Genomic DNA, 18,673 nt, shown 5'->3' with positions numbered 1-18,673 from the left:
ATGACGATCCTGTCGGCACCGTCTCCGGAAGATCGGCGTACGCTGCATCAGGCGCTGGAGATGTGGGACGGCTTCGTGCTGTTGCGGGAAGGCGAGGCGACACTGCCCCCCGACCTGCACGTCGCGCCGCTGGCGCGGCCGATGTGGGCGGATATGTTCGACGAACATGTCCTGACCGGGCAGGCACCGGATATCGGCTGCCATTTCCTGCGCGACGTGACCTATTGCGGATTTCTCTATCCTTTTCATCGGAACGCGCTGGTCGAGGACCCATCCCACCTTTCGCTGGTCGCGCGGCACTGGCTGTCCAGCTTTCCGTCGCATCATCCCGGAAAAAGCGGCATATCCCCGCGGTTCATCGCAGATCCGGTCCTGGCGGTCGCGGGGCCGGGCCATCGGACCTACGGGCACTGGATCATCGATTTCATTCCCCGCATCGGAATCGCCAGGCAGGTCCTGGGGCCGCATTTCAGGGACCTGAAATTTCTTGTCCTGTCCGACACCCCGGACTGGGCCCTGACGCTGCTGGAGATATTTTTCGGGATCAGGCGGAAGGATTGCATAAAATTCGTGTTCGGCGAGGACGAGTTCGTCTGCGCGCGCGCCTGCATGCCGACATTTCCGAATGCCTATCCCTTCCTGCTGCATGGGTTCATCAGGATGTTCTATCGCAGCTTCTTCCGCCCGCAGCCCGGCGGGCGCAGGATATGCGTTCTGCGCCGCACGGACAGGGAGGACGGGCGTCCCTTTCTGGACAGGGACGCCTTCGAGACGATGGCGTGGAACAACGGGTTCGAACTGATCGACCCGCTGGACCTGTCCTTCCTCGAACAGGTCCGGACATTCAGCGAGGCCTCGGTCGTCGTCGGGGAATACGGATCGGCGCTGCATAATTCCGTCTTCAGCGCCGCGCAGACGGTGTTCGGGGTCGTGAATGCGCCGGGCGTGGAACAGACTCGGCTCTGTGCGGCATTCGGCCAGCCCATCATCTACATGCCTGGGCAGCGCGAGGAAAACGGCTGGTCCCTCGACGCCGCGCAGATGCGCAGTTTCTTCGTCGAGGTGCAGCGTGTCGCCGCCGCCCGGTGAACCAGCATCCGATCCGTTTACCGGTACGGGATCTTTTCTTCTGCGTTTCGCCGCGATGGTGGCCACCGGTCTGGCGGCGTTGGTCCGCCCGGGCTTCGCGGAAGATCGTGTGATCGCCCACGCGGCCTATGGTTACGGAAATCAGGCGCAATCGCTGGGTATTTACACGAACCAATCGCCCTCCTCGGTCGAGGAGGGATGCGCCCTGGGTGGATTCGGCCGGCATATGGAAAGCCGGAGCTATGTGGCATCGACCGATCAGGTGGGACTCTGCCAGAAATTCACCATGGCCCTTCCGGTCGCCGTCCTGCGCTATGCATCGAACGGCCCGAGCGATATCTCCTTCGCGAATGACGAAAATACGAAAGTTTCACAGGAAAAATTCTCATCATTCGGTTCGGTGCCCGTCGCGGGACTCATGCCCGGTAGGGCCGTGGCCACCGTCATCACGATGGCAAATCCCCTGTCGGGGGAGCAGGTGGCCCGGCTGAGGCGCAACATGTTCGTGCAGACCTCCACGGGGTGGAGCGCGTTCGTGACGTCATGGGACCCGGACGGGCGCTGGGTCGCGGTCGATGCCTGGTGCAATATCGTCGTGGCGCCCTTGACGGTTTCCTATGTCGGATACGACCCCCGGGCGCTCAATATCGACCCGGACGGCAGGCGCGTCGGCAGCCTGACCCTGACCATCGGGGCGAATAATAGCGGGTATGGCGCGAACAGCATCGTGGAGATGCCGAGGAGCGTCTATTGTCTGTTCGGCGTCAGTTGTCAGGTCGAAGGCAGCGAGATGACGCTGATCAATAACGGCCGTCCGTTTTCACGCGACGAATTCAAGTGGTTTTCCGATAGCCCGCGGAATGTCGGCATGCTGGTCGGGGCGCAGGGACCTTATGGAAACAGTGTGGGTTATGCGGTGGCGGGCGGACGGTGGGACAAGGGGTTTATCGCAAGCGAGGGCCAATATGCCGGCTTTCTCGTCGCCCCATTCGGGGATTACGGCATGGGCGACGGCTTCATGTCCCAGCAGATACAGGGGAACGCCTTTTCGGTCAGGCACAGGGGCGGGTATGTCTACAGGGTCGACAGCGACGGGAATATCGTTACGAAAGCATCGGTACAAGCCTCAGGGTATCGGGAAATATTGACGACGCCCGCTTCATCTTCCGCACCCTGTATCCCCGGCCAGTTTACGGACGATGCGAATTATCATTATGTTTGCGTGGCACGGAATGTCTGGAAAAGGGTGATGCTTCACACCTGGTAGGAAGACGACGGGATATCGGCATTCCCAAGCCCCCATCGCAGGAATGCGGGATCGACCTCATAGGATTCGTGGCCAAGGTCGGGGCGCATGGTCCCGAAAACATATCCGATCCTCTGGTGGCAGGCGGCTGCAAGCCCAGTCTGTAAAAACCCGGGTGATGTCAGCGTTCCTCTCAGGCATGTTATGGTCGCGTGTGGGGGCGAGAAGATGCTCGTATGGAGCCCCGATCCGTATTCTCCGGCAATGTGGGTCGCGGTGGCGAACAGGCGGATCTGTTCCTCGACCGGCATATGTTCGGGAGCGATGAGATCATATCCGAAATCGACGGCGATCGATTCCACCTCGGGCCTGTTCAGGAGGGCCCTGTGGGACGATACCCTGGTCCTGGAAATGAAGATCTTTCGCCGGTCCGGTTTTTCCTGTGGTCCAGAAGTGGAAAATCGGGATTTGATCCAGTCGCAATAACCGGAAAACATCGGATGCACCAGCGGCGCGGCCGTCAGGTTGACCGGGCAGAGCAGGGCGCCGATGGACAGTATCTCCTCGCGGTGGTCGAATGGCGCAAGATGCGCGTCGTCCAGGCCGCACTGCCGGATCAGGCGCAGGGCATAGTCCGGCAGGTCGCGGGGGACGATCCATTTGAGGCGGGATGGATCGATGCCGCAGCAGAGAATGGAAAAGATGCGCGGCAGGAAATCGCTCAGCCAGTGGCCCCATGTTCGCCATCCCGGTCCGTAGAGCAGGACGCAGGGGCCGTCGAGATGCCTGACCGGGATGGGACCCTCCTCGGGCAGGGCCCATGCCAGGACATCCTGGCAGTGGGGCGGCATGACGTTCATTTCCTGGCACATGACCTTGCGGCCGTCGCGCAGGATAATGCCATCATAGGTCAGGTGGCAGCGTTCGATGCTGTAGTAGCCGATCCTGTGTACGGATGTTTTGTGGAACATCTCGCGGCACAGATGGGCAGGAATGTCGCCGAACAGGAAGTTCGGGGCGAGGGGGAGCACGTCTCGTACCCCTGATAGTTCGAAGAACGAGATTCCGGGCGGCAGGCTTTCCGCATGGGTCAGGTCGAGAAATCCGGATGACAGGATGTCGTTTTTGTAGAAACCGGATCGTGTCATGAATGGCCCGCTCCACCGTGGCGGGGTCAGGGTGGGGCAGGGGGGCTTAATAAAGGTTGAAGGACCTTCTCTTCTTTTTCTGAAGAAAAAGAAGCAAAAAGACTTTTATCCGTTTTGGGGCGTCGTATGTCTCCGGCACATGGTCCCCAGACGAATCAAAGTTTTTTGGTTCTTTTTTCAAAAAAGAACGCCCCTCCTCAATCCTGGAACGCCCGCGCCAGGACGTTCTGCTTCTCCAGCGACACCGGCAGGGCGGAGGCGGTCACCCCCACGCCCTGCCAGCCGGCACCCATGGCGGTATAGAGGTCGATGGCATCCTGCAGGCGTTCCAGCCGCGCCACGGCCTCGGCGTTCTCGGCGGCCAGGGCGGTGCGCTCGGTGGTCAGCACCTCCAGGAAGCCCACCAGCCCGGCGGCATACAGCTTGCGCGCCCGGTCGCTGGCCAGCCGGCTGTCCTCGGCGGCGCGGTGCAGCAGTTCGGTGTGCTCCACGTCGTCATGCCACGCCGCCATCGCGTCCTCGACCTCGCGGAACGCGCCCAGCACCGTCTGGCGGTAGGTCAGGCGGCTGGCTTCCGCCGCCGCCTGGGCGGTGCGGATCTGCCCGGTCAGCTTGCCGCCATGCATCAGCGGCAGCGACGCCAGCATGAAGAACTGCCAGCTCAGCGCCCCGGCCTCGAACACCTGGTACATCGCCGACGCGTTGGGGTTGAAGTTCAGCGGAATGGCGAAATTCGGATACATCTGCGCCACCGCCACCCCGATCCGCGCCGTCGCCTCGGCATAGGCGCGCTCGGCGCGGCGGATGTCGGGCCGGTTGCCCAGCACGATCGAGGGCACCGTCGCCGGGAATTCCGGCACCTGGGGCAGCGGCCGCGCCACCTTCAGTTCGGCCTCGGTGGTGCCGGGCACCTGGCCCATCAGCACGTCGATGGCGTGGGTGATCTGCGCGATATGGGTGCGCAGCGGCTCGCGCGCCGCCTGCTGGGCGTCCAGCTCGGCCTTCGCCTGGGCGATCTGCAGCGTGTTGCCCACGCCCTCCAGATACAGCCGCCGCGTCAGGTCGTAGGCTTCCTGCGCCACCCCGATGTTGCGGTTCGAGATCTCCAGCCGCAGCTGGGTGTCGCGCAGCACCATGTAGTCGCTGACCAGCGACGACAGCATGGTCATCAGCACCGCGCGCCGTTCCTCGACATTCTCCTCGACCGCGTGTTCCGAGGCCTCGACCGCGCGGCGGATGCGGCCGAACACGTCGATCTGCCAGCTGGCGCTGACGCCGTAGGACAGGTACGACGCCCCCGGCCGGTTGGCCGGATCGCCCGGGCGCAGCGGCCAGTTGTCCACGTTGATGGAATAGCGGCTGTCACCGTCGGTGGTGTTGGCATCGACCTGCGGATACCAGGCGGAGGCCTGGACGTCGCGCAGCGCGCGCTCGGCCAGGATGCGCTGGCCGGCGATCTGCAGGTCGTAATTGCCCGCGATCGCCCGGTCGACCAGCCGGTCCAGCTCGGCGTCGCCGAAGCGGTGCCACCAGTCCTTCAGCTCGGCATTGGTGCGGGCGATTTCCGCCGGCGTCGCGGCATGCTCGTCCTCGGCAAAGCCCGGCGGCAGCTTCATCCGGTCCGGCTGGTAGCGCGGCCCCACCGTGCACCCCGCCAGCATCGTGGCGGCCAGCAGCATCAGCCCGGCCCGGTGGAATGTGCGTCTCGTCTTCATGCTCATGATCGCGCGGGGGGCCTTATAGATGGTCTTGCAGCCAGGTGGTCAGGCGCCCCCGCTGGCCGCGCGACTGCGGGCCGACGGTGACGGTGCAGGTCATGCCGGCCGCCAGCGTGATGCTGTCGGGCACATGGTCCAGATGGACGCGCACGGGAATGCGCTGCGCCAGCCGCACCCAGGTGAAGATCGGGTTGACGTCCTGCAGGCCCAGCCGGTCGGGGGTGCCGTTCTGGTCGTTGATGCCGCGCGCGATGGACACGACATGGCCGGGGATGATCTGCTTGTAGCCCATCAGCTTGACGCGGGCGACGTCACCGACATGCACGCCCCACATCTTGGTTTCCTCGAAATACCCGTTCACCCAGTAGGAATCGGCGTCGATCACCGCCAGCCGCGGCTGCCCCGCCGTCAGGTAGTCGCCCACCCGCAGGTTCAGGTTGGTGATGTAGCCGTTGACCGGCGAATACAGCACCGAGCGCTGCAGGTTCAGCTTCGCCAGGTCCAGCGCCGCCCGCGCCGCATCCACCGCCGCGATCTGCGTCGCCACGTTCGAGTTGAACACCTCCTGCTCTTCCGCCGAGACGATGCCGCCCAGCCCCATGCGGCGCTTCGCGTCGTTCTGCTTCAGCTTCAGGTCCTCCAGCGCCCCGTCCAGCCGGGCCTGCGCCTCGCGGATCGCCAGCCGGAAGCGCACCGGGTCCAGCACGAACAGCGGGTCCCCCTTGTGCACGAACTGGTTGTCCACCACCGGAACCTGCACCACCGTGCCCGGCACTTCCGGCGCCACGTCCACCACATACACCCGCACGCGACCGTCGCGCGTCCAGGGGGCAATCATATACGTGTCCCACAGGGTCACGCCCATGACGATCGCCAGCGCAACAACGCTCAGGGTCAGGACCACGCGGATCAGGGTGCGCAGAAGGGGCATTGCAGGATCTCGAACCTTCCAGGGGATAGTCGTTCAGACGTACAGGATCAGCAGGCAGAGCACGCAGGTGTACAAGGCGACCTCGAACAGCGCGAGGTGCCAGAACCATTTCATGATGCCGCTCCACCACAGCAGGAAGCGGATCAGCATGGTCACCGGCAGGGCGGCGATCGCGTAGACGACGATCGGCGCCATGAACACGCCGAAGAAATTGAACTCGGTCAGCATCACGCGGCTTTCATTCCGAACGGAGTCGTTGCGGGTTGGATGGCTATGTTCAGCCTGTTATTGGCCCCGGGCATGTCGCTCGACAATTGCAGGGGGCCCCGTTTGTGGAAGAAGCCGGGCGTCGCGTCCAGCAGAAGCGACGCCTGTTCCAGGCAGGCGGCAATCCGTCGGGTGGGGACGTGCGACGCGGCCTCGCGTCCTTCGACATGGGCCATGATGTCCAGCGCGGCGGCGCGCAGGGCCAGGGCGGTCCGGTGCGGATGGCTGCTCAGATGCCGGAATGCCGCCAGCGCGGCGCGGGTGCGCGCGCGATCCTGTTCATGCACCGCGGGGTGCAGCGCCAGCCGGCGCAGGCGGGTGATCAGCCGGCCGACCGAGACGCAGACGAACGCCGCGTCGGTGGTTTCGTAAACCCGAATCGGGGGGGCGACCAGGGAAAAGCGCTGGATCATCCGCAGGATTTTCTGCATCTGCAGGTTTTCCCATACCGTCCAGTCCACGGGACGGTGAAGCGGCTGGCGGGCCAGCCGTTCGGTCGCGCGGTTGATCGACATGACCAGGCGTCCGGTATCCAGCCGGTGATCGGCCGGAAGGATCACCCGGAACACCAGCGCCAGGCCGATCAGCGCGATCAGGTAGGACAGCCACAGATTCATCAGCGACAGGTCGTCATAGGCAATCGGGTTGCGGATCTGCACCATGGCGTTGAAGAACACCGCATAGCCGAAGCCGCGCATGGCATGGCGGGGATGGAACTGGATCCAGATTCCCGGCAGCAGGCAGACCGACAGCGACAGCCACAGCAGCGGATACCCGTCGATGCGGGGCAGCATGTAGGTCTGGCAGATGAAGGCGGCCGGGATCGCGGCCAGGGTGCCGCTGGCGAACATGACGCTGGCCCGCGACGCCAGGGGACTGGTCGCCAGCAGGCACGATGCCGGGATCAGGTAGGTCAGCATGTTCGCGCCGCTCGACCAGCGGCAGACATACCACATCAGGCAGCCCAGCAGCGTCACGCACGCCCCGCGCGCGCCGTTGCGCAGCGCCGCCGGCCAGTCGAAATAGACCTTCAGCCGGATGCGGCGGATATGCCGCTGCGGCCCGACGAAATCCTCCAGCGCGGCGCGCATCTGGTCCAGGATGTCGCGTTCGTTGTCGATGAACGCGATCGTCGGCAGGTCCTCGGTTTCCTCGGCCAGTTCATCCAGCGTGGCGATGGCGGCCGCGATGCGGGCGCGCATCTGGCCGGGGTCGTCCAGATGCAGGTTTTCCGCCGGGGTGGCGGCGAAGGCCGCCATGACGTCCTGCACGATCTGCCGCGCCCGGACCGCCTGGGGGGTGCGGGACGGCTGTTCGCGCCAGACCGGGTGATGGGTGCTCAGCAGGCCCAGCAGGCGGGCCACGCCGGCGCGCAGGCCCCGGGCCCGCCGCCCGATGGCGAAATTGTCGGCGGCGGCATATTCGATCGCCTCGACCAGGGCGTTGGCCTGCGACAGCAGGCGCGCCCGCGCGTCGTAGCTGGTCATCGTCATGGCGCGGAACGACAGCGGCTGGCCGCTGTCGTCGGGCATCGGGGTGTGGTCGACCGCGGCCCCGTCATGGTCGGCGGAATGCGAAAGCTGCAGGGCGATGTTGCGCAGGGTCTGGTCCACCTGGCGCAGCACGGTCTCGGGCCGGCTGATGGTGGTGACCAGGAACACGACGGCCGTGCTGAGGATTCCGACCGTGACCGCCGACAGGCGCGACATGGCCGCCATGAAGATATGGTCGGGGGCGGCAAAGGCCGATACCGAGATCAGTACGATCGTATAGCCCGTCAGCACCGCGGCATACGCCTTGTAGAACCGCAGCAGCGTGGACACGCAGCACGCGATGCCGATGATGGTCGACAATCCCATGAAATACAGCAGGGGCGACTGCGGAAAGGCCGCCATCAGGACGATGGCCGCCGTCGCGCCGATCACGGTGCCGAAGATGCGCCAGAAGCTCTTGGACACCATCGCGCCCACGACCGGGTTGGCGACGATCAGGACCGTCGTGACCGACGACATCGGGGTCTGGAGCTGGAAATAGAAGGCCAGGAACAGCGCAAGGCCCACGGCCAGCAGCGCGCGGGCCGAATAGCCCAGCGTGGGCGCGACCGACGTCCATTCCGGAAAGGCGAAGGTGCCGAAACGCAGCAGGGACCGTGACAGGGACAACGAGCCGCCGGGCGGGATCAGCCTCATGCGACGGCGCCCATCTTCGTGGGCCTGCGGGACGAGGGGTCGCGCCGCGCGCCCAGCGCGGAGTCGATCCGGTCGAACACCGCGTAGCAGGTCTGCAGTTCATCGTCGGTGACGGTGGCCAGCAACCGTGCGGAGACGCTGTCGGCCGCCTGGCGCACCTGCTGTTCGATCGCGTGGCCCTGCCGGGTCAGGCGCACCAGATTGGACCGCCGGTCTTCCTCGTCGCGGATGCGGACGATCAGGCCCTGCCGTTCCAGCACGTCCAGCAGCCGCGCCAGGGACGGGGCCTCGATGTCCAGCACCCGCGCCAGGGCGGTCTGGCGCACCGGGGCAGGAAGCTGGCCCAGATAGAGGATGGGGCGCCACGTGGCTTCGGTCAGGCCGAAATCCCGCAGATCGTGATCGATCTGGCGGCGCCAGGCTGCTCCCAGATGGGCCAGACGACGTCCAAAGGACCGTTCCCGCACGCTACGCTCGGAGTCGTCCATCCGTGATGCTACCTGATTTCCCTGACACTGATGAGCATCCGAATGGTTCGTATGCTCACGATGATATGGATCAAGTGCACGTTTCCAGAAATGCCGGGCTGGGGCCAATGCAATTTCGGCATGGTCCCCAATCGGCAATGTCGTCTCTCGCCTTACCGGGGACTAACGATATGCTGGCGATATGCCGGGGGGGAATGCGGGCGCGCGGCGGATTGCCCGGGCGCGCGCCCGTGGACAGGCTGCCGGTGGGCAGGCTGTCAGACGCGTCCCTTGCCGCCGAAGACGGAGCGGACGATGTGCCAGATTGCCCGCCCGGCCTGGCGGCCGACAGGCCCGGCGACGGCGGTGGTGACCGCCGTCAGGGCCATGGCCTGGCGCAGTTCGTTGATCGCATGGTCGCGCTCGAAGCGCGCGCGGATTTCCGCGGGCGTCATGATCGAGCGGCGGCCCAGCAGAAGGAACAGAAGGGCCATCACCGCATCGACGGCGAAGACCAGCACCGCCGCCCACAGCACGCTGAACTTCAGCACCTGGACGGCGAAGGCCCATAGCAGGGCATGGCCGGACAGCACGGCCAGAAGGCCAAACACCCCCGCGATGACCAGGAAAGCCGCCTGCCGGCCTATGCGGACGGCCATCTGGCGGCGTACGGTCAGTTCCGCCTGGACAGTGGCCTTTCCAAGTTCGGCTATTCTCATGGTCCTCGCTTCGTCCCTCTGCTGCGTTTGGCCGGGCGCGCCTTACCGGGACGCGCGTCCGGCCAGATAGCCGATCGCGGCGACAATGGCGATGGCGACCAGAGGCTTCGCGCGCACGCGGTTCGTGACGTCCTTCATCTGATGATCCGTCAGTTCGCGCGCATTGGCAACGACATGCTCCGCCCGATCGGCGGCGTCCGCCAGCACCGGGGTCACGTGCGCGTTCATCAGGCGCTCGACCTGTTCCTTCAGCGATGTCAGTTCGTCATGGGTCGCCTTCAGGGCTTCCTGGGTGGGTTTTTTGGCCTTGCTTCGGAACACAGGTCGTATCCTTCATCCGGGTTGTCTACACTCTACCCAACGCGTCGCTCGTTCGTCAGGTTTCGGTTTTTGCATGTCTCCCTTCTCTCCACGTCTTGACGTTCGCGGACTTGTGTGTGCCCCGCTGGGGCAATCGACGCCGGCACTGACCTTCCAGATCGATCCCGGCACCTGCCTGGCGCTGCTGGGCCATCGCGCGGCCGACCTGTCCCGCGTGCTGGACACGCTGGCCGGCCACCTGCCGTGTCCGGCCGGCGATATCCTGGTCGACGGGCGGGAGGTGTCGGCGCTGGTGCCCGGCGGGCGGGGCATGGGGCTGTTCAGCGCGCGCGACCCGCTGTTCGCGCACCTGACGGTGCGGCAGAACCTGGCCTTCCCGCTGCGCGCACGCGGTCTTTCGCGCGCCGCCGCCGCCGCCCGGGTCGATGAAATCCTGGCCCTGACCGGGCTGGACGGCCAGGCGGCCCGTCATCCCCGCGATCTGGACCCCGAGGACTCGTGGCGTGCGCGCCTGGGCCGGCTTCTGGTCTTCGCGCCCCCGGTGCTGCTGCTGGACGACCCGTTCGCAAGCCTGGAGCCCGAAGGCAGGCGGGCGATGCGCCAGCTTCTGGGGCGCCTGATGCGGGCGCGGGGGCTGACGATGCTTCTGGCCACCCGCGACCGCGAGGACGCGCTGCTGCTGGGCGGGCGGATCGGCATCCTGTCCGGCCGCGCGCTATTGCAGGTGGGGCAGGCAGCCGACCTGTTCGACCGCCCCGCCTGCGACCGGGTGGCCACCGCGTTTGGGGACGCCAACGCCCTGACCGGCCGCGTCGCGTGGGTGGAGGACGACCTGGCCCGCGTCCGCCTGGCCAGCGGCGCGGTGGTCGAGGCCGCGGCCGCCGAGGGGCTGGCGGCCGATGCACTCTGCACGCTGTGCATCCGCCCCGATCGCATCGCCACCCTGTTTCCCACGGGCCGCCCGTCCGAGGGCGAGGAGGGCGACCTGCCCGCGACCCTGATCGCGCTGCATCACATGGGCGACCACGTCCGCCTGCGGTTCCGCCTGGGGGACGGGCAGGAAGTCCTGGTCCGGCGCCCGCCGGCACAGACCCTGGCGGGCCTGGTGCCCGGCCGGCCCGCACTGCTGGCGTGGCAGCCGGCACATGCCGTAGCCTTTCCGTTTCGTGCTGAAATAGGGTAGCGTTCCGCCCTCGTTCTGCCCTTCGAAAGTTCAGCCCCCTGTCCGGTTCGTCCCGTCCGTCCCTCCGTCCGTTCCCGCGTCCGTCCCGGCGCCTGTTCGGGACCTTCGTGCTGTTCTGTCTCACGGTACTGGTCGGGAACGATGCCCGGGCCGGATGGCGGGCGCACGCCCTGGTTGTCGAAGGCTGGGGCGGCGCCCTGGGCAAGGCGCAGGACCAGGCCTTCTTTCGTCCCTTCGCCGCCAGTACGGGGACCGGAATCCTCCGCTATGTGTGGGATGGCGGCAGCCTGCCCGCTCCGGCGGGCCGGCATGCCTGGGCCCTGGCCCTGGTGGAGGACAGCACGGCCCGCATCGCCTGCATGCAGGGCCGCCTGCAGCGCCTGGGCGGCAGCCCCGGCAGCGCGGATGCGTGCGGCGTGCCCGCGCTGCATGACGGCATTGCCCTGGCATGGGACCGTGGCCGCATTCCGGCCGCCCCGCACTGGAGCGATTTCTGGAACATCGTCCGCTATCCCGGCAAGCGCGGCCTGCGCAAGGACCCGCGCTCGACGCTGGAAATCGCCCTGATGGCCGACGGCGTGGCGCCGTCGGACGTCTATACCGTGCTGGCGACGCCCGAGGGGGTCGACCGCGCGTTCCACAAGCTCAGCCAGTTGCGTCCCTATATCGTCTGGTGGACCAGCGCCGCGGAATCCGCGCGGATCATAGGTGACGGCAGCGTGCTGATGACCAGCGCCGCGGGGGGCGAGGTCGCGGCGTCGGCCAGTTCCGGCCACCGCGATGTCGGCCTCCAGTGGGCGCAGAGCCTGGATGACGGCCTGTCCTGGGGTGTCGCACCGGGGCTGGACAGCACGGTTCGCGACCGGGCCCGCGCCCTGCTGCATTATATGTCCCAGCCCGAGCAGATCGCGCGCTTCGCCGGCCTGTACCACGCCCGCCCCGACGATCCGTCGCTGCAGCCGATGCCGATGGACGCCGCGTTCTGGCAGGCCCATCTGCCCGGGTTGGCCAAGCGGTTCGCGGACTGGCTGGCGACGCCGTGACCGGCCTGTCGCTGGCCGGCCTGTCCTGGCCGGCCGTGGTCATCCGCCTTGTCGCAGCGGCAGGGGGCGGGGGCGTGGTGTGCGGGGCCTGCCTGCTGCTGCGTGCCGGCGGGTGGGGGCGCGTGCTGTCCGCCGGCCGGGCGGCGGCCCTGGCGCTGGCCATTCCCGGCGTGGTGGCGGCGGCACTTCCCGGCCTCGTGTCCGGTGACCCGGCGGTCCGGGCGATGCTGCAGGGATTCTGCCTGGTGCCGCTGGTCCTGCTTGCGCCGTTGCGCGCGCTGGATCGCCTGCCGCCGGGGCTGACCCGCACGGCAGCGGGGCTGGGCGCCGGGCCGGGCGCGCGGGCGCGCGGGCTGTGGCTGCCGCTGCTGGGGCCGGCCGGCCTGGTGGCGCTGGGCCTGGCGGCCGGCGGGGCGGTGCTGGCCGGTGTGTCTGGCGGGCGATAGGGCCGGCGGTCGTTTTCCTTCTCAGTCCGTGCCGGATTCAGTATGAGGTTCGGCCATGACCGATACGCCCCCTTTCTGGCAAGTCCGCAGCCTGGACGAGATGACGACCGAGGAGTGGGAATCGCTCTGCGACGGGTGCGGGCGCTGCTGCCTGCATAAACTGCGCGAGGATGTCACGGATCAGGTCCTGTACACCGACGTCGCCTGCCGCCTGCTGGACCTGGAAAGCTGCCGCTGTTCCGATTACGCGCAGCGCCGGCGCAAGGTGCCCGACTGCGTGCAGCTGACCCCGGCGGCCCTGGCCGATATCGACTGGCTGCCGCCCTCCTGCGCCTATCGCCTGCTGGCCGAGGGGCAGACGCTGGCCTGGTGGCACCCGCTGGTCTCCGGCTCGCCCGATACGGTGCACGAGGCCGGGATTTCGGTGCGCGGCCGCGCGGTCAGCGAACGCCGGGCCGGCCCGCTGGAACATCACATCGCCGACTGGCCCGGCACGATGCCGCGTCCGCGCCGCCCGCGTATCCGCCGCCCGGCATGATGGCCGGCCTCTCCAGCCCGGAGCAGGTGGGGGAGGAGAATATCCGGCTGGCGGGGCGCGACATTCCCGTCCGCTGGCGCCGGTCCGCCCGCGCGCGGCGCGTTTCGCTGCGGATCGATCCGCGCAGCCCGGCCGTCGTCGTCACCCTGCCGCCCCGCGTGGGGCGCGAGGCCGGACTGGCCCTGCTGCGGACCCATGCCATCTGGATAACGACGCGGCTGGACCGCCTGCCGGCGGAATCGCCGTGGCATGACGGCGGCCAGGTGCTGCTGGACGGACATCCGCATACGATCCGCCATTGCCCCGACGGACGGCGCGGCGTGTGGATCGAGGGGGATACCGTCATGGTCAGCGGCGAGGCCCCGTTCCTCCGTCGCCGCCTGGCCGCCTTCCTGCGGCAGGAGGCCGGGCGCCGGCTGGGCGCGCGCATGGCGCTGCTGGCCGACCAGTCCGGCCTGCGTCCCCGGCGGCTGACGGTCAAGGATACCAGCAGCCGCTGGGGCAGTTGCACATCCGACGGCTCGGTGATGCTGAGCTGGCGCCTGCTGATGGCCCCGGCAGAAATCCAGCACTACGTCATCGCCCATGAACTGGCGCATCTGCGGCACCTGAATCACGGGCCCGATTTCTGGATGCTGGTTACCAGCCTGACCCCCCATCGCCACACGGCCGAAGCCTGGCTGCGCCGTCACGGCCCCGCCCTGCTGCGCGCGTCGTGACCCGGCAGAAAACATGCGCCAAACATGCGCCGCCGGATTTTACCGGCCCCGCGAGTATGCTAGATGACGGGCCGGGCGAGCTTGGCGGAATGGTAGACGCACGAGACTTAAAATCTTGCGCCCGCAAGGGCGTGCGGGTTCGAGTCCCGCAGTTCGCACCATAAACTGTTGAAAAACAGAGGCATTTTGTCCGAGAGGAAATTTTCCCATAATGGGAAAACTTCATGCTCCGCGCCATCCCGTCCCGACGCACAGGACAGCCCCGTTATCACTTCCGCCGTATCGTCCCGGCAATGCTCCGCCCCCTGCTGGGCAAGACCGAGATTTCCCTCGTCCTCCATACCTCTGATAAACTGGTCGCCCGTGAACGTGCAGCCGCCCTGTATGCCAGGACGGGACAGCTTTTCAGAGCAGGCAAGATGCAAAACCCCTCCAGAGAGGACCTTCTGGTCCTCTACAGCGAATTGATTGAAAACTACGAAATCGCTCTGAAGGCTCAGGAGGAGAGTGCCAGAAAAGTGCTGGAAGCCGAACGGGCCCAGCATCTCATTGAAAAAGCCGATCTGGTCTCACGACAGTCGACCTTCCTCAACAAGGTCCAGCCCCACATGGACAGCCTTCTTCAGGCACTGGGGCAACTGAAGCACACGCTCGACAGACGGGATGTCTGGAACGTCGCTGAAAAACAGGGACTGCAGAACCAGATCACCACCCTCAGCACCCTGATCCAGACCAGCCTGCATAGAGGTTCAGAGAACCCGGAAGAACAAACACCTTCCCCCAAACAGCCACGCAGCATGAAACTGTCGGCGGCGGCTGAGAAATTTGTCTTCTCGGTTTCCTCCAAAAGTGCCGGGACCATCAAGGGAACGGGCAAGACCGTAGCCCTCTTCACCGAAGCCTTCGGCGATATGCCAGTTCATCAGGTAACCGGGGAAGTCGTGGGAGAATTTTACGACCTACTGTCAGGCCTCCCGGCAACACATGGCAAAGGCAAGACCACTCTTCCCCTTCGGGACGCGGTCCGAGAGGCCCAAAAAAGCGAGGGAGAAACCGTATCGGGCAAAACCGTCAAAAACCATTTCTCGCGCATGTCCGCGATCTGGAGTGAACTGGTCCGGCGTGACCACGCCCCCAAAAATCCATGGGCCAACTGGTCTTTCGATCTGACGCAGAAAACCAACCGCCGGGCCTGGTTGGAAGAGGAACTGAGAACACTCCTGAACTCGAAATGGCTGGGCCGGGTTTTCCCCGAACGCACCTATCGGGGCATTGTGCGCATAGCCCTCTATACCGGCATGCGTCTGGGTGAGATCTGCAATCTGAGAAATCAGGATATCGAAACCCTGAACGGCATTCCCTGTTTCCATATCCGGCCCCATACAGTCGAGATCGACGGCAAAACCCGGGAATGGTCTCCCAAGACATCAGCCGGCACCCGTATCATTCCCATCCACAGCAAACTGCTGGAAAAAGGGATCATTGAGGAATTCAGAAATTCCGGCCCCTATCTCTTCAGCGAACTGCCCATCTCCGCTTCCGGGGTCCGAGGCGCAAACTTCGAAATGGTCTTTTCCAAACATAAACGGCGTCTGAACCTGCCAGCGGACGTCACCTTTCACTCCTTCCGCCATCTGGTTTCGACAGTGCTCAGAAACCAGGACAGTCACATCCGGGAACTCTGGATTGATGATCTGCTGGGTCATGAAGCCACCCACAAAAGTCAGGGCACAACCCAATACACGTCAGCTATTGATCTGCAGAACCTCCAGCGGGTTGTGGAGGCCATTACCTATCCCGACGACATCGCAAACTGGTGAATTCCTAAGATGCCTGACTCGGTTTCATGACCCTGAATGAGGAACAAAAGGGATCGGCACCATGCGACCAATGGTCGCATCACAGCGACCGATGGTCGCACGGCCAGCCCTCCCCGAGCGAGACCAATTGCCGCACAGCCACCTTCCGAATGCGACCAATGGTCGCGTCACAACGACCATTGGTCGCCTGAGACAGTCCTCACACGTCCTGCAAACAGACACGACATTGCCCGTCCGGGCAGTTCTTTACAGAGAGTTTATGGTGTAAAATCAGTGAATTAGTTCAAGGCCCAGCACCGTGAGGTCGGTACATTCTGGTCTGTCTGTGGGGTAAGCGCTGTTAACACACACAACACAGTCTGCTTCCGGCCAACCAATGTCAGAAGAATGCCCGCCCCCGCATACTCCGTTGTGCTGGTCACCGAGAAGCCCTTGTTCAATAACTCGGTCAAAGACACAGGAAGTGGTTTCAGTGTCGTAGGAACAGCCAGAGGACTATAGGGTGATTTCATACCCGACTGGGGGAGCCAGTCTCCCGGTGACTGGGCAAAGCCACAAACCGGTCCTAAAAGGCCAAGGACTGTCATAAACATAAAACCGGCTTTTCGCATGAGACTTTCTCCTTCTAATGCTGTCAAAGCCTGTAACGGATCGCCTCCTGTTTATCACACCAGGCTTTAAGGGAGCGCTTCTGTGCAACACACCTCTCTGGAAGATCAGGCGCGCACTCTTCAAGCCACTGGCGCTTACCGGGTTTTACGCCGTATCGCACCCCTTCCGCTTGAGACACAGATACCCCGCGATCAGACCCGCGTAGGCATCTTTCTAGATCTGGAAACCACCGGCCTCGACCCCATCCGTGATGAGATCATTGAATTCGGGATGGTGCCCTTCGTCTATACTCTGGACGGACGCATCCTCGGCACCTTACCGGTCTTCAGTCGTCTGAGAGAGCCGTCTCAACCCATTCCTCCAGAGATTACCGCCCTCACCGGCATCACACAGGAGATGGTTGCAGGTAAAACCATAATGAATTGCCCCGGGTTTTGTGGAGACAGAACGACCCGAGAGGTAAGAAGGATTCATGAGCAACAAATCGAAGCGTTTTCCGCCTGAATTTCGTGACCGTGCAGCCCGTATGGTTCTGGAGGAAGAGAAGAACCATCCATCACGCTGGTCCGCGGTGATGATGATAGCGCCAAAGCTGGATATTCATCCTGACACGCTGTCAAAATGGACCCGTCTGCATGAACGTGCCAATGCGCCTGCGGTAAGTGACCTGCCTGATCGGGAGAAGATCAGGCAACTGGAACGAGAGAACCGCGAATTGCGGCAGGCCAATGAAATCCTGCGCAAGGCGTCGGCATATTTTGCCCAGGCGGAACTCGACCGCCGGTTCAGGCCATGACACGCTTCATTGAGGAGCATCGGCAGACATATGGTGTCGGGTCAATCTGCAGGGTTCTGTCGATTGCACCATCTGCCTATTATGGTTATCGGGCGAGACAGAAAAATCCCTGTGTGCGCAGCCAGAAAGACAAAGAGCTATGTCATGAAATCCGCAGGGTCTGGAACGATAATTTCTGCGTCTACGGAGTGCGCAAGGTCTGGCATCAGCTCAGACGTGATGGTCTGGATGTCGCCCGCTGCACGGTAGAGCGGCTGATGCGCCGGATGGGACTGAAAGGCGTCATTCGTGGTAAGAGCCTGTTTGGAAAGTCATGGATGAGCGTTTCTTCGGGTGAGATTGGCGCCCATGGCGACGAAGATCATGGCCTGTGAGACATCGATGCGACGCTCGTAATCGCGCACGAGGCGTCGCCATCGGGTCATCCATCCGAAGGTTCGCTCCACGCCCCAGCGCCGGGGGAGAACCTCAAAGCCTTTCGCTCCGTCCCTGCGACGGATCACCTCGACGACGAAGTCCAGGTAGGCAGCCTTGTCCATCAACTGGAGCCGGTCATAGGCACCGTCCGCGAATAGATGCTTGACCCACGGCCAGCGCTTGCGGATCGCGTCCAGGATCATCTGCGCTCCGGCGCTGTCGGAGATGTCCGCCGGCGTCAGGTTGACCATCAGCAGGCGTCCGTCCGTATCCACGGCGATATGCCGCTTGCGCCCGACAATCTTCTTTCCAGCGTCGTAACCTCTTGTTTTCGCGTGCGGCGCCTTGATGCTCTGGCTGTCGATCACTCCGGCCGAAGGGCTGGCTTCACGGCCCGAGCGCTCCCGGTCAAGCATCAGTTCCACATCATGAATGGTCTGGAACAGGAACCGCCGGGCCAATTCCCTGAACCAACCATAGACCGTACGCCAATGCCCGAAATGGATCGGCAGCATTCGCCAGCCGCAGCCGGATCGAACCAGGTAACGAACCGCGTTGATCACCTCGCGGAATTCGATCTCGCGCGGACGCCCCGTGCGTCCCGGCTCGGGCATCAGTGGCGCGATGCGCGCCCATTCCTCCTCCGTCATATCAGACGGATAACGCTTCGTCTTGCGGGTAATCCTGGCCATGCGGCCTCTCTGCTCTGGCGTCCACATCCAGAGCTTGAATCACACTTCAGCGACTTTCCAAACAGGCTCTAAGGGTGTCAGAACCACACGGCCCGATCCGGCGCGGCCCTGTCCACAGGATCTGGTGCAGCGACAGTTTCATGCACCAGCCCCCAACAGACTGTGGGTTTCGGATTTCACGTATGTTTCCACCTGGCAGGGCTTTGTTTATGTGGCCTTCATCATTGACGCCTTTGCACGGGTGTTAATTTCTGCTGAGATTTGACCCTGGGTTTTCATCGAGAACTGACCCGGCCTTTGGTTATCTCTGCT

General features: G+C 64.4%; 18 protein-coding genes, 1 tRNA gene, 2 pseudogenes and 1 other annotated feature. Of the genes and pseudogenes, 12 read left to right on the top strand and 9 right to left on the bottom strand.

Annotated elements, in window-relative coordinates:
* Positions 1-1,089 (top strand): glycosyltransferase family 61 protein, encoded by a 1,089-nt coding sequence (locus GDIA_RS09130; protein ID WP_012225019.1) that lies wholly within the window; start codon positions 1-3, stop codon positions 1,087-1,089.
* The gene (locus tag GDIA_RS09125) at positions 1,070-2,356 is read left to right on the top strand and encodes a hypothetical protein (protein WP_012553985.1); all 1,287 of its coding nucleotides are present in this window, start codon (positions 1,070-1,072) and stop codon (positions 2,354-2,356) included. The genes GDIA_RS09130 and GDIA_RS09125 overlap by 20 nt, the downstream gene beginning before the upstream one ends.
* Here GDIA_RS09125 and GDIA_RS09120 read toward each other — a convergent pair.
* From GDIA_RS09120 to GDIA_RS09085, 8 genes are all read right to left on the bottom strand, one after another.
* On the bottom strand, positions 2,344-3,483 hold the full coding sequence (locus tag GDIA_RS09120; protein ID WP_012225017.1) for a glycosyltransferase family 61 protein: 1,140 nt from the start codon (positions 3,481-3,483) through the stop codon (positions 2,344-2,346). The genes GDIA_RS09125 and GDIA_RS09120 overlap by 13 nt on opposite strands.
* 197 nt (positions 3,484-3,680) lie before the next feature.
* Positions 3,681-5,204 (bottom strand): efflux transporter outer membrane subunit, encoded by a 1,524-nt coding sequence (locus GDIA_RS09115; protein ID WP_012553984.1) that lies wholly within the window; start codon positions 5,202-5,204, stop codon positions 3,681-3,683.
* Between the two features lie 16 nt (positions 5,205-5,220).
* Positions 5,221-6,132, bottom strand: a complete 912-nt coding sequence (locus GDIA_RS09110; protein WP_012225014.1) for an HlyD family secretion protein — start codon at positions 6,130-6,132, stop codon at positions 5,221-5,223.
* 33 nt (positions 6,133-6,165) lie between these two features.
* Positions 6,166-6,360 (bottom strand): DUF1656 domain-containing protein, encoded by a 195-nt coding sequence (locus GDIA_RS09105; RefSeq protein WP_012225012.1) that lies wholly within the window; start codon positions 6,358-6,360, stop codon positions 6,166-6,168.
* Complete coding sequence (locus GDIA_RS09100; RefSeq protein ID WP_012553983.1) at positions 6,360-8,588, bottom strand: FUSC family protein; 2,229 nt, start codon at positions 8,586-8,588, stop codon at positions 6,360-6,362. Before GDIA_RS09100 ends, GDIA_RS09105 begins: the two co-directional genes overlap by 1 nt.
* Positions 8,585-9,076: a MarR family winged helix-turn-helix transcriptional regulator gene (locus GDIA_RS09095; protein ID WP_012553982.1), complete on the bottom strand. Its 492-nt coding sequence runs from the start codon at positions 9,074-9,076 to the stop codon at positions 8,585-8,587. Before GDIA_RS09095 ends, GDIA_RS09100 begins: the two co-directional genes overlap by 4 nt.
* Positions 9,077-9,333: 257 nt before the next feature.
* Positions 9,334-9,774 (bottom strand): hypothetical protein, encoded by a 441-nt coding sequence (locus GDIA_RS09090; RefSeq protein ID WP_012225001.1) that lies wholly within the window; start codon positions 9,772-9,774, stop codon positions 9,334-9,336.
* 42 nt (positions 9,775-9,816) lie between these two features.
* A complete protein-coding gene (locus GDIA_RS09085) occupies positions 9,817-10,095 on the bottom strand; it encodes a hypothetical protein (protein ID WP_012225000.1) in 279 nt (92 codons plus the stop codon).
* 112 nt (positions 10,096-10,207) lie between these two features.
* On the opposite strand from GDIA_RS09085, the gene GDIA_RS09080 reads away from it, so the two are divergent.
* The 9 genes and pseudogenes from GDIA_RS09080 to GDIA_RS19670 all read left to right on the top strand — a co-directional run.
* The gene (locus GDIA_RS09080; protein WP_244410065.1) at positions 10,208-11,278 is read left to right on the top strand and encodes an ABC transporter ATP-binding protein; all 1,071 of its coding nucleotides are present in this window, start codon (positions 10,208-10,210) and stop codon (positions 11,276-11,278) included.
* 107 nt (positions 11,279-11,385) lie between these two features.
* Positions 11,386-12,321, top strand: a complete 936-nt coding sequence (locus GDIA_RS09075) for an extracellular solute-binding protein (protein WP_012224994.1) — start codon at positions 11,386-11,388, stop codon at positions 12,319-12,321.
* Positions 12,318-12,767 (top strand): hypothetical protein, encoded by a 450-nt coding sequence (locus GDIA_RS09070; RefSeq protein WP_012224992.1) that lies wholly within the window; start codon positions 12,318-12,320, stop codon positions 12,765-12,767. Before GDIA_RS09075 ends, GDIA_RS09070 begins: the two co-directional genes overlap by 4 nt.
* A 55-nt stretch (positions 12,768-12,822) precedes the next feature.
* Positions 12,823-13,305 carry a YcgN family cysteine cluster protein gene (locus GDIA_RS09065; RefSeq protein WP_012224991.1) on the top strand — a complete coding sequence of 161 codons (483 nt, stop codon included), beginning with the start codon at positions 12,823-12,825 and terminating at the stop codon, positions 13,303-13,305.
* A complete protein-coding gene (locus GDIA_RS09060; protein ID WP_012224989.1) occupies positions 13,302-14,024 on the top strand; it encodes a M48 family metallopeptidase in 723 nt (240 codons plus the stop codon). Before GDIA_RS09065 ends, GDIA_RS09060 begins: the two co-directional genes overlap by 4 nt.
* A gap of 75 nt (positions 14,025-14,099) precedes the next feature.
* Positions 14,100-14,185: transfer RNA gene (locus GDIA_RS09055), tRNA-Leu, on the top strand.
* 63 nt (positions 14,186-14,248) lie between these two features.
* Entirely contained in the window at positions 14,249-15,844 is a 1,596-nt protein-coding gene (locus GDIA_RS09050) for a tyrosine-type recombinase/integrase (protein WP_012224988.1), read from the top strand.
* Between the two features lie 693 nt (positions 15,845-16,537).
* The gene (locus GDIA_RS18595; protein ID WP_169307524.1) at positions 16,538-16,960 is read left to right on the top strand and encodes an exonuclease domain-containing protein; all 423 of its coding nucleotides are present in this window, start codon (positions 16,538-16,540) and stop codon (positions 16,958-16,960) included.
* Positions 16,929-17,554, top strand: a pseudogene (locus GDIA_RS19670) (IS3 family transposase); the annotation flags it as partial. The gene GDIA_RS18595 and the pseudogene GDIA_RS19670, both read left to right, overlap by 32 nt.
* Positions 17,207-17,323, top strand: a sequence feature (AL1L pseudoknot). It overlaps the preceding pseudogene by 117 nt.
* A gap of 9 nt (positions 17,555-17,563) precedes the next feature.
* Here GDIA_RS19670 and GDIA_RS09035 read toward each other — a convergent pair.
* Entirely contained in the window at positions 17,564-18,388 is an 825-nt protein-coding gene (locus GDIA_RS09035; protein ID WP_012553978.1) for an IS5-like element ISGdi2 family transposase, read from the bottom strand.
* A gap of 43 nt (positions 18,389-18,431) precedes the next feature.
* Here GDIA_RS09035 and GDIA_RS19185 point away from each other — a divergent pair.
* A pseudogene (locus GDIA_RS19185) lies at positions 18,432-18,611 on the top strand (DDE-type integrase/transposase/recombinase); the annotation flags it as partial.
* Positions 18,612-18,673: the final 62 nt, after the last annotated feature.

Origin of the sequence: Gluconacetobacter diazotrophicus PA1 5 (assembly GCF_000021325.1) — a bacterium.
Taxonomy (GTDB): Bacteria; Pseudomonadota; Alphaproteobacteria; order Acetobacterales; family Acetobacteraceae; genus Gluconacetobacter; species Gluconacetobacter diazotrophicus.
The sequence above is the reverse complement of the archived record's forward strand: the minus strand, read 5'-3'. Positions and strand labels throughout refer to the sequence as shown.